This window comes from Ruegeria meonggei, from assembly GCF_900172215.1.
Taxonomy (GTDB): domain Bacteria; phylum Pseudomonadota; class Alphaproteobacteria; order Rhodobacterales; family Rhodobacteraceae; genus Ruegeria; species Ruegeria meonggei.
Map to the genome: position 1 here is coordinate 165,533 of NZ_FWFP01000008.1, position 12,818 is coordinate 178,350.

Annotated in this window: 14 protein-coding genes and 1 pseudogene; 5 read left to right on the forward strand and 10 right to left on the reverse strand. The window is 60.4% G+C overall.

Going from position 1 to position 12,818, the window contains the following annotated elements:
* Positions 1–32 precede the first annotated feature (32 nt).
* Positions 33–746, reverse strand: a complete 714-nt coding sequence (locus RUM8411_RS14565; protein ID WP_085823434.1) for a helix-turn-helix transcriptional regulator — start codon at positions 744–746, stop codon at positions 33–35.
* A gap of 82 nt (positions 747–828) precedes the next feature.
* Here RUM8411_RS14565 and RUM8411_RS14570 point away from each other — a divergent pair, with 82 nt between their 5' ends.
* Both RUM8411_RS14570 and RUM8411_RS14575 read left to right on the forward strand, forming a co-directional pair.
* Positions 829–1,527 (forward strand): glutathione S-transferase family protein, encoded by a 699-nt coding sequence (locus tag RUM8411_RS14570; protein ID WP_085823435.1) that lies wholly within the window; start codon positions 829–831, stop codon positions 1,525–1,527.
* Positions 1,524–1,910, forward strand: coding sequence for a DUF1801 domain-containing protein (locus RUM8411_RS14575; RefSeq protein ID WP_085823436.1), 387 nt, complete (start codon positions 1,524–1,526; stop codon positions 1,908–1,910). Before RUM8411_RS14570 ends, RUM8411_RS14575 begins: the two co-directional genes overlap by 4 nt.
* On the opposite strand, the gene rnr is transcribed toward RUM8411_RS14575, so the two are convergent.
* The 3 genes from rnr to dapE are packed head-to-tail and all read right to left on the reverse strand — an operon-like array spanning position 1,901 to position 5,935.
* The gene (rnr, locus tag RUM8411_RS14580) at positions 1,901–4,159 is read right to left on the reverse strand and encodes a ribonuclease R (protein WP_085823437.1); all 2,259 of its coding nucleotides are present in this window, start codon (positions 4,157–4,159) and stop codon (positions 1,901–1,903) included. The two genes, RUM8411_RS14575 and rnr, sit on opposite strands and share 10 nt — an antisense overlap.
* A gap of 57 nt (positions 4,160–4,216) precedes the next feature.
* On the reverse strand, positions 4,217–4,792 hold the full coding sequence (locus RUM8411_RS14585) for a TIGR04282 family arsenosugar biosynthesis glycosyltransferase (RefSeq protein WP_085823438.1): 576 nt from the start codon (positions 4,790–4,792) through the stop codon (positions 4,217–4,219).
* 3 nt (positions 4,793–4,795) lie between these two features.
* Positions 4,796–5,935 carry a succinyl-diaminopimelate desuccinylase gene (dapE, locus tag RUM8411_RS14590; RefSeq protein ID WP_085823439.1) on the reverse strand — a complete coding sequence of 380 codons (1,140 nt, stop codon included), beginning with the start codon at positions 5,933–5,935 and terminating at the stop codon, positions 4,796–4,798.
* A 208-nt stretch (positions 5,936–6,143) separates the two neighbouring features.
* Here dapE and RUM8411_RS14595 point away from each other — a divergent pair, with 208 nt between their 5' ends.
* Entirely contained in the window at positions 6,144–7,202 is a 1,059-nt protein-coding gene (locus tag RUM8411_RS14595; protein WP_085823493.1) for a transporter substrate-binding domain-containing protein, read from the forward strand.
* Here the strand turns inward: RUM8411_RS14595 and RUM8411_RS14600 are convergent.
* Entirely contained in the window at positions 7,199–7,543 is a 345-nt protein-coding gene (locus RUM8411_RS14600) for a DUF8846 family protein (RefSeq protein WP_085823440.1), read from the reverse strand. The two genes, RUM8411_RS14595 and RUM8411_RS14600, sit on opposite strands and share 4 nt — an antisense overlap.
* Before the next feature lie 116 nt (positions 7,544–7,659).
* On the opposite strand from RUM8411_RS14600, the gene RUM8411_RS14605 reads away from it, so the two are divergent.
* Positions 7,660–7,995, forward strand: coding sequence for a cupin domain-containing protein (locus RUM8411_RS14605; RefSeq protein ID WP_085823441.1), 336 nt, complete (start codon positions 7,660–7,662; stop codon positions 7,993–7,995).
* A gap of 63 nt (positions 7,996–8,058) precedes the next feature.
* Here RUM8411_RS14605 and RUM8411_RS14610 read toward each other — a convergent pair.
* Positions 8,059–8,277: pseudogene (locus RUM8411_RS14610) on the reverse strand (2,3,4,5-tetrahydropyridine-2,6-dicarboxylate N-succinyltransferase); the annotation flags it as partial.
* A 235-nt stretch (positions 8,278–8,512) separates the two neighbouring features.
* On the opposite strand from RUM8411_RS14610, the gene RUM8411_RS22735 reads away from it, so the two are divergent.
* Positions 8,513–9,451 (forward strand): hypothetical protein, encoded by a 939-nt coding sequence (locus tag RUM8411_RS22735; protein WP_159453906.1) that lies wholly within the window; start codon positions 8,513–8,515, stop codon positions 9,449–9,451.
* A gap of 140 nt (positions 9,452–9,591) precedes the next feature.
* On the opposite strand, the gene dapD is transcribed toward RUM8411_RS22735, so the two are convergent.
* From dapD to RUM8411_RS14635, 4 genes are all read right to left on the reverse strand, one after another.
* Positions 9,592–10,419, reverse strand: a complete 828-nt coding sequence (gene dapD, locus RUM8411_RS14620; protein ID WP_085823443.1) for a 2,3,4,5-tetrahydropyridine-2,6-dicarboxylate N-succinyltransferase — start codon at positions 10,417–10,419, stop codon at positions 9,592–9,594.
* 92 nt (positions 10,420–10,511) lie between these two features.
* A complete protein-coding gene (gene bioB / locus RUM8411_RS14625; RefSeq protein WP_085823444.1) occupies positions 10,512–11,477 on the reverse strand; it encodes a biotin synthase BioB in 966 nt (321 codons plus the stop codon).
* Positions 11,470–12,057 carry a biotin transporter BioY gene (locus RUM8411_RS14630; protein WP_085823445.1) on the reverse strand — a complete coding sequence of 196 codons (588 nt, stop codon included), beginning with the start codon at positions 12,055–12,057 and terminating at the stop codon, positions 11,470–11,472. The genes bioB and RUM8411_RS14630 overlap by 8 nt, the downstream gene beginning before the upstream one ends.
* A gap of 122 nt (positions 12,058–12,179) precedes the next feature.
* Complete coding sequence (locus tag RUM8411_RS14635) at positions 12,180–12,779, reverse strand: GntR family transcriptional regulator (protein ID WP_085823446.1); 600 nt, start codon at positions 12,777–12,779, stop codon at positions 12,180–12,182.
* Between the last annotated feature and the right edge of the window lie 39 nt (positions 12,780–12,818).

A 12,818-nucleotide genomic window follows, 5' to 3' on the forward strand; every position in this document is an offset into this window, starting at 1 on the left:
GGATAGCGCAAGACACCGATTTCTCAAAGCACTCAAGACGCGGATTCACCTTCTGCGGCCTCACGATCCGCTCGGATACGGGCCAGCGCCTTACGCAACATCGGGATGCGATTGGGTCTAAAGCTTTCATCTGTCACAGACATTTCGCCCATGCGATCCAGCCGAAAGACGCGGAAATCCTGCCTTAAATGGCACCAACTCAGCAACACGCTGGCACGGTCCATGTAAACGATGCTCAGCGGGCTGACCCTTCGCCGGGTGTTGTCACCTTTCGCATCGGTATACGCAAATTCAATGGCCCGCTCATCCCAGGTGGCCTGACGCAGATCAGCCACATTGATGGTCGGCTGGGGTGGGCGGTTAAGACGCGTAGCGGCCAGGACCGCGTGGCTCAGGCGATGCGACTGGCGTTGTGGCAGGCGGCCCTGCAGTTTGTGCAATACGGCGCTGGCCGCTTCGACGAGGCCGGGATCCCCGATGGATTGAACTTCGCGCAATCCCAGAACAAGGGCTTCCAGCTCATCGTCGGTAAACCCGAGCGGCGGCAGGGTTGCGTCTTCGATCAGGGTGAACCCAAAACCCGCCTCGCCATCTATCACGGCGCCCAGGCCACGCAGCGCATCTATATCGCGGTGAACAGTGCGGGGTGAAACGCCCAGATCCTGCGCCAATTGGACCGAGGTTTTCGGCGACGAGCCCGAGCGCAGGGCTTGCATCAGTTGGAACAGGCGGGCGGTGCGGGACATATCGCAGACTACCCTAACCCTAATGACAGAAACTGTCATTAGTTACGGATACCCATCACTCATCCCAAAACCGGAGCCCCTGATGTTGACCCTTCTGACCTACCCTTCTGCATTTGGCCTGTTCAGTGCCAGCCCCTTCTGCGTGAAAACCGCGTACATGCTGCAAAAATCCGGGCAAAACTGGCAGCGTTCAGACATGCTTGACCCCCGCAAGATGCCGCACCAGAAATTGCCGGTTCTGCGCACCCCCGAGCGTCTGTTGCCCGACAGTGACCTGATCCGAGACTGGCTTGAGGCGCAGGGTGCTGATTTCGACACAGGCCTGAGCGATGTACAAAAGGCCCAGTCGCGGGCTTTGATCCGCATGGCTGAAGAGCATCTGTATTTCCAGATCGTTCTGGATCGTTGGGGCAACGATGAAGTCTGGCCGATACTGTACGATACGTTTTTTACCGGGATCCCAGCGTTGATCCGCAGACCCGTTTCAAACTCGGTGCGCAAATCTGTTCTCAAGGGTATTGTCACGCAGGGTATTGGACGGTTCTCATTGGCTGAGCGTTTGGACAGGGTCGAACGCGATCTCGAAGCGATCTCGGCCTATCTCTGGCAATCGAGCTTCTTGTTGGGCGACCACCCCACCGCTGCAGATATGAGTGTCGGTCCAATTCTGGCCGCCATGCGCGCAACACCCGCAGATACCCCCCTGACCCGCCGGATCAAACAGGATAACCTGTTGAACAGTTACATAGACCGAGTGGAACAGGCGATCCCGTTGTCATGACCCCCTTTGACGACCCCGCAGTCGAGGCCGCGTTCAACGCCTTCCCCCAGAGCACCCGCACGGGTGTTCTGGCATTGCGCGATCTGGTGCTTGAAACCGCCGGATCGCTACCGAAGGCGCGACCTTTGCAAGAGGCGCTGCGCTGGGGGCAACCTGCCTATCTGGCACCCAAAGGATCAACGATCCGATTGGGCGGGCACAAGGCTGCATCCTTTGCCCTGTTCGTCCATTGCCAAAGCCGGTTGATGGGTGATTTTACCTCGGCCTTTCCGGGTGAGGATCGGATCGACGGCAACCGGGCCATCTTGTTCGATGACCCGGGTCAGATCGACAACACCCGTCACGGCTGGTTGATTGCGCGGGCGCTGACCTATCACTTCTGACGGCGCTTGCGTTCCACTTTACGTTTGATCTTGTCTTTCTTGCGCTTGGTGCTGACCGCCTTGCGCCGGGTTGGTCGGCCCTTTGATCCGCGTCCGCGCGGCAGGGCCTGATCATCGATTGACAATAGTTCCAACTCTAACCCGCCGGTCACTGGGGTGGCGGCGGTCAGACGCACCGTGACCCGTTGACCAATCGCAATGGTCAGACCGGTATCTGACCCCATCAGCGTGCCGGCCTCGCTGTCGAAATGAAAGAACTCGCGACCCAATGATCGCACTGGCACCAGCCCGTCCGCTCCGGTTTCGTCCATCTTCACAAATGCCCCGAACCGGGCAATGCCGCTGATCCGGCCTGAGAATTCATTGCCCACCCGCTCGCTCAGATAGGCGGCCAAGTAGCGGTCGGTCGTATCACGCTCGGCCATCATCGAACGGCGCTCGGTGTCCGAGATATGGGTGGCGGTTTCGTCCAGCCGGTCGATTTCATCCTCTGTCAGACCATCGGTGCCCCAGCCATGGGCCGAGATCAGCGCTCGGTGCACGATCAGGTCGGCATAACGGCGGATAGGCGAAGTGAAATGCGCATAGTTCCGTAGCGCCAGCCCGAAATGGCCGAAGTTTTCCGCGTTGTAATAAGCCTGCGCCATTGACCGCAATGTGCTGAGGTTGATCAGCTCTGCATCCTCGGTCCCGGCGGCGGCGTTCAGCAGCGCGTTCAGATGGCGGGTCTGCAACACCTGCCCTTTGGCAAGGTTCAGCCCGGCCGCCTGCGCCGTTTCCCGCAGGCTTGCCAGTTTCTCCTGCGCAGGTTCCTCGTGGACACGGAACAGCAAAGGTCTGCGTTTCGCGATCAGCGTTTCAGCGGCGGCCACGTTGGCGAGGATCATAAACTCTTCGATAAGTTTATGTGCATCCAGGCGATCCCGAAAAGCCACGCTTTCGACCTCACCCGCATCGCTGAGGATGATCTTGCGCTCGGGCAGGTCCAACTCCAGCGGTTGCCGCTCTGACCGCGCCTTTTTCAACGCGGCATAGGCGGCATAAAGCGGGTTCAGCACCGGGTCCAGCAAAGGTCCGGTCCGGTCGTTGGGATTGCCGTCAATCGCATCCTGCACCTCGGCATAGTGCAGCGACGCGGCCGAGCGCATCAGCCCCCGCACGAACCGGTGACCGATCTTGTTTCCGTCGGCGTCGATCTGCATTCGCACGGCGATACAAGCACGTGGGACGCCCTCGTGCAGTGAACACAGGTCCCCCGACAACCGGTCGGGCAGCATCGGCACCACGCGGTCGGGGAAATAGCTGGAATTGCCGCGCTTGCGGGCCTCACGGTCCAACGCGGTGCCGGGCTGCACATAGGCAGCGACATCCGCGATAGCGACCCAGATCACATGCCCACCCGGGTTTTTGGCGTCATCATCGGCATGGGCGTAACAAGCATCATCATGATCCCGCGCGTCCGAAGGGTCGATGGTCAGCAGCGGCATGTCCCGCAGATCTTCGCGCCCTTTCAGGCCAACGGGCTTGGCCTTGTCGGCCTCATCTATCACTTTGTCCGGGAAATCATCCGGAATCCCGTGCTGATGGATCGAGATCAGCGACACCGCCTTGGGCGCCGACGGATCGCCCAGCCGTTCGACAATGCGCGCGCGGGGCAAGCCCATGCGGTTCTTCGGCCCGGCCTGCTCGGCCTCGACCAATTCGCCATCCTGTGCCCCGTGCACCGCCCCGTCATGGACCAGCCATTCGGTTGATCCGGCCTTGTCGATAGGAACGATCCGACCGCCCTCGGCCCCTTTGCGGAAGATTCCCACGATACGGCGCGGGTTGGACCCGATACGGCGGATCAGGCGGGCCTCGTAATTGTGGTCTTCCTCCTGCACCACGGTCAGCCGGGCCAGGATACGGTCGCCTTCGCCCAACGCCGGATCGCTGGCGCGGGTGATCATCAACACGACGGGCTCGACCCCCTCGCCATGCCATTCCAGCGGGCGCGCAAACAAATCGCCATCCGCGTTGGGGGCCTTGATCTGTAACACGCTGACAGGCGGCAACCGGTCGGGATCGCGGTAGCTGCGCTTGCGTTTTTCCAAATGACCTTCGGCCTCAAGCTCTTTGAGAATACGCTTCAGGTCGATACGGTCAGCGCCTTTGATCCCAAAGGCTTTGGCGATATCGCGTTTCGAGGTCAGGGTGGGGTTCGCCGAGATCCAGTCCAGGATCTCTTGCTTGGTGGGGATGCGAGTCATGCCCTTGGCCTAGCACGGGTGTGCGACGGCGTCATGACCAAAAAGCGCCCCCTCGAGTCAGGAATTCAGATCGTCCACCGTGTCGACGTCGCGCAGATGATCCAGAAAGGCCACGCGGCCCCCCGAAACCGAAGCCAGCGTATCTGCCAGAGCATGTTTCGTAGACCATCGCACATCTCGAAACAGGCTTTGTGGCAAAGCACCAAAGCGCTGCGCACCAACGAGCCAGTAACCCCCGTCCGGGGCCGGGCCAAACACCATCTGCGCTGACCCCAGCCCTTTGAATGCCTGCGCGATATGACCGCGTGTGATACCGGGAATATCCGCACCGATCAGGCAAACCGGCCCGTTCGGCATGGCGCGCAGCATCCGACCCATCCGATCGCCCAGATCGCCCTGCCCCTGCGCCGCGCGGGGCAGGTCTGCGGGCCAGATACGGCTGGTCAAACCCTCGCGATCCGGTGACACCGCCAACACGATATGCCACCGCGGATCGCGCAGCCGCCGGATCAGCGACCGGGTCTGGTGCCTGAACCACCAGGCCGCGCCAACCATGCCGATATCCCGCCCCAGCCGAGTCTTGACCCGGCCCGGTCGTGGTTCCTTGACCATGATGACCAAAGTACGCTGCATGGATCAGGCAAAGTAATCCCGCAGGATGCGCGTATATATCGCCTTGAGCTGTTCGATCTGCGCCACCTCAACGCATTCGTCCACCTGATGCATGGTGCGGCCAACAAGGCCAAACTCGACCACCGGGCAATGGGACTTGACGAACCGCGCGTCAGACGTGCCCCCCGTAGTGGACATTTCAGGCGCAACTCCTGTTTCATCCTCAACCGCCTTGCCCACGAGATCGGACAATGGCCCCGGCGGTGTCAAAAAGCTTTCGCCCGAAATCTTGATACGAACCGCCACCTCGACATCGCAGGCATCGGCCACGCTTTGCGCCTTGGCCCGTAACCACGTGCTGAGTTCGGCCCCGGACTGCAGATCGTTGAACCGGATGTTTATCGTCCCGCTGCACTGCGCAGGGATCACATTGGTAGCCGTGTTCCCGGTGTCGATATTGACGACCGCCAGGGTCGACGCATCGAAATGGTCCGAGCCCTGATCCAGTTCATGACTGGCCAGGTCGTGCATCAGGCGCGCCATAGCGGGCAGTGGGTTTTTGGCCCGGTGCGGATAGGCTGAATGGCCCTGTACCCCGGTCACGGTGAACCAGGCGGTCATCGACCCGCGCCGGCCGATCTTCATCATCTCACCCATTGTGTTAGGGCAGGTCGGTTCACCGACCAGACAAACTGACATCCGCTCATCGGCGCCGTCCATGTAGTCCAGCAGGGCCGTGGTGCCGTGCAGCGCATCGCCCTCCTCATCGCCGGTGAGCGTCAGAATGACCGCCCCGTCCGGCGGCGTGTCGCGTACGAAATCCACAGCTGCGGCAGCAAATGCCGCCACCCCGGACTTCATATCGGTTGTCCCACGGCCGTACATCACACCATCGCGTATCGCGGCCCCGAAAGGAGGCATGGTCCAGGCGGCCTCGTCCCCGACTGGCACAACATCGGTGTGCCCGTTGAATCCAAAGCTGCGCGCATGACCCTTTTCGCCCCACCGGGCAAACAGGTTGCTGACACCACCGCGATCCACACGAGTGCAATCAAACCCCGCATCCGACAACAACGCCTCAAGCCGCACCAAAGCGCCGCCCTCTTCGGGTGTGACCGATGGGCAACGGATCAGGTCTGCCGTCAACTGTACCGGATCTGTCATGATGTGGCCCTTTGGTTCATTCGCACGCAGGTTCGCGTACAGATTCAACGAATTGGGCGGATTGCCAACCCCCGTGGTCCCGATTTCAGACGCTTTTTTCCGTTTGTACCGAATTGATACGTCAATAAAACATGACGCTTTACCCTGCGCGCATCTTGCTGGAGTAATCAAAATCGCGTTAGAGGGCCGCGAAACAGGTAAATTACCAATGACTCGCGCCCTTTGCATATGGATCTGCCTGGCGGTTGCCACATTAGCGCAGCAAATCCAGGCTCAGACACTGACGGTCACCACAGTGACACGCCCACCGTTTTCTTATGTTGAAGACGGGGCGCAGGCGGGATTCTCAATGGATCTGTTAGAGGCTCTGGCCGAGGCGCTGAACTGGGAGTACTCGGTCACCCGGGTCGAAGGGTTCAACGAAATGCTGGGGGCCGTTCAGGATGGCACCGCTGATCTGGCCATCGCCAATATCTCGATCACTGCCTCGCGTGAGACGCAGATGGACTTTACCCAGCCGATCTTTGAGGCCGGCCTGCAGATCATGATCCCGTCCGCGGCCACGCGCAGTCCATCTCTGCTGCAGGCGCTGCTGTCGGTCGAGCTGTTCATCGCCATCGGGCTGGCCTTTGCCATTTTGCTGGGCGGCGGGATGCTGATGTGGGGGTTCGAACGGCGCGCGCAGCCCTATTTCGACCGCAAACTGAACGAGGCGTGGTTTCCATCCTTCTGGTGGGCCCTCAATCTGGTGGTCAATGGCGGGTTCGAAGAACGGATGCCCCGGACTCCCTTTGGCCGATTGCTGGGCGTCATTCTGGTTGTGTCCTCGCTGTTCATCGTTTCGGTCTTCACTGCGCGGATCACCTCGGTCATGACCGTGGACGCCATCACCGGTAACGTGAATTCTGTCAACGATCTGTACGGCAAGCAGGTTGGGACAATTTCTGACTCAACCGCTGCCAGTTTCCTGAACCGGCGCGAGATTGAGTTTTCCAGCTATGAAGATCTGGATCAGATGCTGACCGCTTTCAAGGATGAGCAGTTGGACGCTGTGGTGTTCGACGCACCAATCCTGTCCTACTATGCCGCGCATGAGGGGCGCCGGATCGCATCCGTCACCGGAGGCGTGTTCCTGCGTGAAAACTATGGCATCGCGTTCCCCACCGGATCGCCTCTGGTCGAGGACGTCAATCAGGCCCTGCTGGCCCTACGCGAAGACGGCACCTATGACGAGATTTACCGCAAGTGGTTCGGCGCGCGGAACTAAGCGGTCTCTTCATCCCCGAAAAACGGCGTCATCTGCGCGACGATCACTGCGTTTTCGTCCAGCGCCCGCTGCATCAACGCCCGCTCATCGGGATCGATTTCATGCCCTTGTGCCTCACGCTCGGCCAATGTGCCATAACCAGTGACATCCAGCGGTGCGGTATCGGCCTGTTTCAGGATCGCCACGGTTTCACGCACGGCCTCTGCCTCGTCCACGCCACTGGCAAAACATATCAGCGCCGCCCCGGTCGCGCCTTTGGGCAGGCCATCGCCGTCTTTGCGGCCGATTTGCACAAGCAGGGTGTAAACTTGCTGACGAGAAGGCTTCTTTTGCTTTTCCATGCAGGGGGCCATAGCGGCGCACCTGTGCGCGGTCAAGCACCCGCCAATTGCAAGGTCAGGTCCGCCCGGTCATAGTACCCGCGTAACCCTTCCCAAATCCTTTTAAGGACGCCGTTATGCCCTATCCAGGTTTCATTACCAGTTTCCCAAGCCTTGACGTCCCGTTTCCCGAGGACGTGGTACAGACAGCGGTCATCAGATCCGATGCCGGGCTGGTGGCGTTCTTCACGTTTCTCCAGGATTTCGAACTGCCGCTGCATTCCCACAAAGCGCAGTGGGGCACCGTGATCGAAGGCGAGATAGAGCTGACCATCGGCGACGACACCCGCATCTATCGCCGCGGGGACAGCTACTCGATACCGGCTGGTGTTGAACATGGCGGCAAAATCAAAGCCGGATCGCGGGTGATTGACGTGTTTGAAGAACCCGACCGCTATCCGATCAAGGGATAAGCCGCGAACGAAAAAGGGCTGCCGCGGTATGCGCTGCAGCCCTGTTTAATTCTCGCGAGAGCGTTAGTCGCGCAGCAGTTCGTTGATCCCGGTTTTCGAGCGGGTTCTTTCGTCCACCCGCTTCACGATCACCGCGCAATACAGACTGACATTGTTCTTGGACGGCATCGAACCAGCAACAACCACCGAATAGGGTGGCACTTCGCCATTCATGATCTCTCCGGTTTCCCGGTCCACGATCTTGGTGGACTGACCGTTAAAGATACCCCTTCCCAGAACCGATTCTTGATACCTTGCGAAAAAGACACAATCCAGCCGCAATCTCCTCTCCGGGGGATTGACACGAATCTCTGCAAGAATCCGCAAGGTTGAATATGGCAGCCTTTTGCCGACACTTCGCGCATCTGTGCGCGGGTTTTGGCTGAACGCTGCACCGCTGACCCGAGCCGTTACACGCTGAAAAGAACGGTTCTTAAAATGACCGCACTTTAAAATTATTTTTGAGAGGGAAAGTTCGATGAGTAAATTATCCAAACTCTTAACAACTACCGCGAGCCTGTCCTTGCTAGCATTAACTCCGGCAACAGTCAGCGTAATCACCTTCTCTTCCAATGCCGCATACGCACAAGAAAATGGCGGCGAAAGCGGCGGCGGCGAGTCCGGTGGCGGCGAAGGCGGCGGCGGTGAGTCCGGTGGCGGCGAAGGCGGCGGCGGCGAGTCCGAAGGCGGCGAAGGCGGCGGCGGTGAGTCCGGTGGCGGCGAAAGTGGCGGCGGTGAGTCCGGTGGCGGCGAAGGCGGCGGCGGTGAGTCCGGTGGCGGCGAAGGCGGCGGCGGTGAGTCCGGTGGCGGCGAAGGCGGCGGCGGTGAGTCCGAAGGCGGCGGCGGTGAGTCTGGTGGCGGCGAAGGCGGCGGCGGTGAGTCCGGTGGCGGCGAAGGCGGCGGCGGTGAGTCCGGTGGCGGCGAAGGCGGCGGCGGTGAGTCCGAAGGCGGCGGCGGTGAGTCCGGTGGCGGCGAAAGCGGCGGCGGTGAGTCCGGTGGCGGCGAAGGCGGCGGCGGTGAGTCCGGTGGCGGCGAAGGCGGCGGCGGCGAGTCCGAAGGCGGCGAAGGCGGCGGCGGTGAGTCCGGTGGCGGCGAAAGCGGCGGCGGTGAGTCCGGTGGCGGCGAAGGCGGCGGCGGTGAGTCCGGTGGCGGCGAAAGCGGCGGCGGTGAGTCCGGTGGCGGCGAAGGCGGCGGCGGTGAGTCCGGTGGCGGCGAAGGCGGCGGCGGTGAGTCCGGTGGCGGCGAAGGCGGCGGCGGTGAGTCCGGTGGCGGCGAAGGCGGCGGCGGTGAGTCCGGTGGCGGCGAAGGCGGCGGCGGCGAGTCCGAAGGCGGCGAAGGCGGCGGCGGTGAGTCCGGTGGCGGCGAAAGCGGCGGCGGTGAGCAGGCTACCGATGTGATGCCAGGAGAGAACCGCTGATTTCAAAAATTATCGGCTTCTATAAAACCAATAATCCTTAGCTATGGAAGCTCAATAATTGCGAGTTCTCATCGCTGAAGATTCAAACAAATTGATTGGCCGGGCCAGATGGCACCGGCCCTTCTTTTTTTGATCAATAATCAATCGCGCAGCAGCTCGTTGATCCCGGTTTTCGAGCGGGTTCTTTCGTCAACCCGCTTCACGATCACCGCGCAATACAGGCTGACATTGTTCTTGGTTGGCATCGCCCCGGCAACAACCACCGAATAGGGCGGCACCTCGCCATACATGACCTCACCGGTTTGCCTGTCCACGATCTTGGTGGACTGGCCGATAAAGACGCCCATCCCCAGAACCGAACCTTCGCGGACGATACAGCCCTCAACCACTTCGGAGCGCGCGCCGATAAAGCAGTTGTCCTCGATGATGGTCGGGCCAGCCTGCATCGGCTCCAGAACGCCACCGATCCCAACGCCGCCTGACAGGTGCACATTCTTGCCGATCTGCGCGCAGGACCCGACGGTGGCCCAGGTGTCAACCATGGTGCCCTCGTCGACATGAGCACCGAGGTTCACGAATGACGGCATCAGAACCACGCCAGGCGCGATATAGGCCGATTTACGGACCACGCAGTTCGGAACGGCACGGAAACCGGCGGCGCGCCACTGGTTTTCGCCCCAACCGGCGAACTTGCTGTCGACCTTGTCCCACCAGCCACCGGCCTGCGGCCCGCCGTTCTGGATTTCCATATCCTTGATGCGAAAGCCCAGCAGCACCGCCTTTTTGGCCCATTGGTTCACATGCCAATCGCCGCTGTCCAGCTTTTCGGCCACGCGCAACGACCCGCTGTCGAGCGCATTCAGCGTATCTTCGATCGCCTCACGCTGTTCGCCGGTGGTGGCAGGGGTGATGGTGTCGCGCGCCTCCCAGGCGGCTTCGATGGCGGCTTCCAGTTGCGCGTTGGACATGGCGGTGCTCCGTACAGAATCTATTCACGTTGGTCTTGCCTATACGCAAGCGCAATCCATGGCGCAATGCGACGCAGGCGGGCGCGTTTACGTCAGTCTTCGGTTAAAGCCCCTAATGCGGCAAACATATCCCGGTCACTGCCCGTGCCCGCATTCGGCGCGGTCAGCAGCACATCGCCGTAAAATACCGAGTTCGCCCCAGCCAAAAAGCACAAGGCCTGCTCGGCCGCCGAGAAGTCGGAGCGCCCGGCCGACAGGCGCACGCGTGTCTTTGGCATGGTGATCCGGGCGGTAGCGACCATGCGCAACAGATCAAAGATGCCAACCGTTTCTCGATGTGCCAGTGGCGTGCCTTCGATCGGGATCAGCGCATTGATCGGCACGCTTTCAGGATGCGGATCAAAATTCGCCAGCACCTGCAACATCGAGGCCCGGTCCCGCAGATTTTCGCCCATGCCGATAATCCCACCACAGCACAGATCGATGCCCGCGTCCCTACAATAGCTGAGCGTTTCCAGCCTGTCGCGATAGGTACGGGTGCCGATGATTTCACCGTAGAACTCGGGCGAGGTGTCAAGGTTGTGGTTATAGGCCGTCAGCCCGGCCTGGGCCAAACGTCTGGCCTGATGCGGCTTGAGCATTCCAAGGGTCACGCAGGCCTCCATCCCCAACGCGCGAACGCCCGCGACCATCTCAAGCACGTTGTCGAACTCGCCCCCATCCCGAACCTGACGCCAGGCGGCCCCCATGCAGAACCTCTCGGCCCCAGCCTGCTTTGCGCGTTTGGCCAGGGACAACACGTGTTGCGGGTTCATTAGCTTTTCTTTGGTCAGCTCGACTTCGCGGTGATGGGCGGATTGAGGGCAATAGGCGCAATCTTCGGGGCAGCCACCGGTCTTGATCGACAGCAGGCTGGCTTTCTGGATGTCTTCGGGGTTGTGATGCGCCCGGTGGATCATGTTTGCACGGCCGACAAGATCCAAAAGGGGAAGGCGCATGAGCGCCTCCACCTCATCTACACTCCAGTCACTGCGGATATCCCGGGCGTTATCAAGCATCCGGCTGAGCCCCGCGGATTTTCTGCATCAATCCCACAGGCAAGCCGATCACCAGTACAGCGGCAAGGGCGATCTTGACCAAATCACCGGCGATGAATGGGGTAAAGCCATAGGCCAGCACTTTGTCCGCCGGAACAAACTGCATCAGCCAACCAAGGCCAAACACGTAGATTGCCGCCAAACCCATCAGCATCGCCGGGACAAGGAACAGTTTACGCAGGTGTTCCGCCACCCATCCAACAAGGATCGTCGCAATGACAAAGCCCATCAGATAGCCGCCGGTGCCGCCGATCATATAGGCAACGCCAATACCCTTTTCCGGGGTTCCGGCAAACACCGGCAGACCCGCAGCCCCGGCCACCATGTACCCGATCACCGTCGCCGACCCCAGCCGCATCCCATAAGCGGCAGCGATGGCCATGACGGCAGCCACCTGCAGGGTGATTGGAACCGGCCAGAAAGGGATCTGAATCTTGGCGCTCGCCGTTAGCAACAGGACACCCGCCACTACTCGGAGGATTTGGCCAATTGGCGTCAGATCGCCTGCGGATGGCAAGGTAGAGTTGAGTGCAGGTCTCATTTGATCCTCTTTTATAGATAAAATTGAGTCGATTCTGCACAGCAGCATTATATTTATCTATTAAAAATCAAGCGAAAAATTCACACGTGAATTAAGTGGTTAAATATCAATGAATTACGTGATTAACTGGCACGCCGTATATGACGGGACAGAATCGCCGTGGCAGCCGAAGCATCCCGATTTTTCAGCGCCTGAACAATTGAGGCGTGATCGGTATCCACACGCTGCACCCATTTCGGACGCCAGTGGGCGAACAGATGGCGCGCGCTTGCGATATGCAGATCATCGATCGTATGCAACAGGCGTGGCAGCCCGCAGGGTGTCAGGACAGCCCGGTGAAACACACGGTTCCGGGCCTCCCATTGCGGCATGGTTTCGGCCTGATCGCACGCGATCCGGGCGTCATCAGCGGCCTTCAGCGCGACCGGCGTCATGTTCTGCACCGAATGCTGCAGCGCCAGAGTTTCCAGCGCCACCCGCATTTCAGTGACTTCCCGCACCTCGGCCGGATCCAACGCGGTCACGCGCATACCGCGCCGGGGCTCGCTTTTGGCCAGACCATGGGCTTGCAGCCGCAGCAAGGCCTCGCGCACGGGAACATGGCTTGCCTCAAACGCGCGCGCGATATGATCCTGCCGCAGCTTTTCACCGGCAGAAAGCTCTCCGGTGATGATCTGTTGGCTCAGGGTCTCATAGATTCTGTCGGCTATCGTCGCGGTCATAAATTATAGATAAAATCCGCAACTCATTTCCACAAGCCG

Coding starts and splice junctions, on each gene's coding strand:
- RUM8411_RS14565 (WP_085823434.1), bottom strand. CDS start 746: ATGTCCCGCACCGCCCGCCTGTTCCAACTGATGCAAGCCCTGCGCTCG.
- RUM8411_RS14570 (WP_085823435.1), top strand. CDS start 829: ATGTTGACCCTTCTGACCTACCCTTCTGCATTTGGCCTGTTCAGTGCC.
- RUM8411_RS14575 (WP_085823436.1), top strand. CDS start 1,524: ATGACCCCCTTTGACGACCCCGCAGTCGAGGCCGCGTTCAACGCCTTC.
- rnr (WP_085823437.1), bottom strand. CDS start 4,159: ATGACTCGCATCCCCACCAAGCAAGAGATCCTGGACTGGATCTCGGCG.
- RUM8411_RS14585 (WP_085823438.1), bottom strand. CDS start 4,792: ATGCAGCGTACTTTGGTCATCATGGTCAAGGAACCACGACCGGGCCGG.
- dapE (WP_085823439.1), bottom strand. CDS start 5,935: ATGACAGATCCGGTACAGTTGACGGCAGACCTGATCCGTTGCCCATCG.
- RUM8411_RS14595 (WP_085823493.1), top strand. CDS start 6,144: ATGACTCGCGCCCTTTGCATATGGATCTGCCTGGCGGTTGCCACATTA.
- RUM8411_RS14600 (WP_085823440.1), bottom strand. CDS start 7,543: ATGGAAAAGCAAAAGAAGCCTTCTCGTCAGCAAGTTTACACCCTGCTT.
- RUM8411_RS14605 (WP_085823441.1), top strand. CDS start 7,660: ATGCCCTATCCAGGTTTCATTACCAGTTTCCCAAGCCTTGACGTCCCG.
- RUM8411_RS22735 (WP_159453906.1), top strand. CDS start 8,513: ATGAGTAAATTATCCAAACTCTTAACAACTACCGCGAGCCTGTCCTTG.
- dapD (WP_085823443.1), bottom strand. CDS start 10,419: ATGTCCAACGCGCAACTGGAAGCCGCCATCGAAGCCGCCTGGGAGGCG.
- bioB (WP_085823444.1), bottom strand. CDS start 11,477: ATGCTTGATAACGCCCGGGATATCCGCAGTGACTGGAGTGTAGATGAG.
- RUM8411_RS14630 (WP_085823445.1), bottom strand. CDS start 12,057: ATGAGACCTGCACTCAACTCTACCTTGCCATCCGCAGGCGATCTGACG.
- RUM8411_RS14635 (WP_085823446.1), bottom strand. CDS start 12,779: ATGACCGCGACGATAGCCGACAGAATCTATGAGACCCTGAGCCAACAG.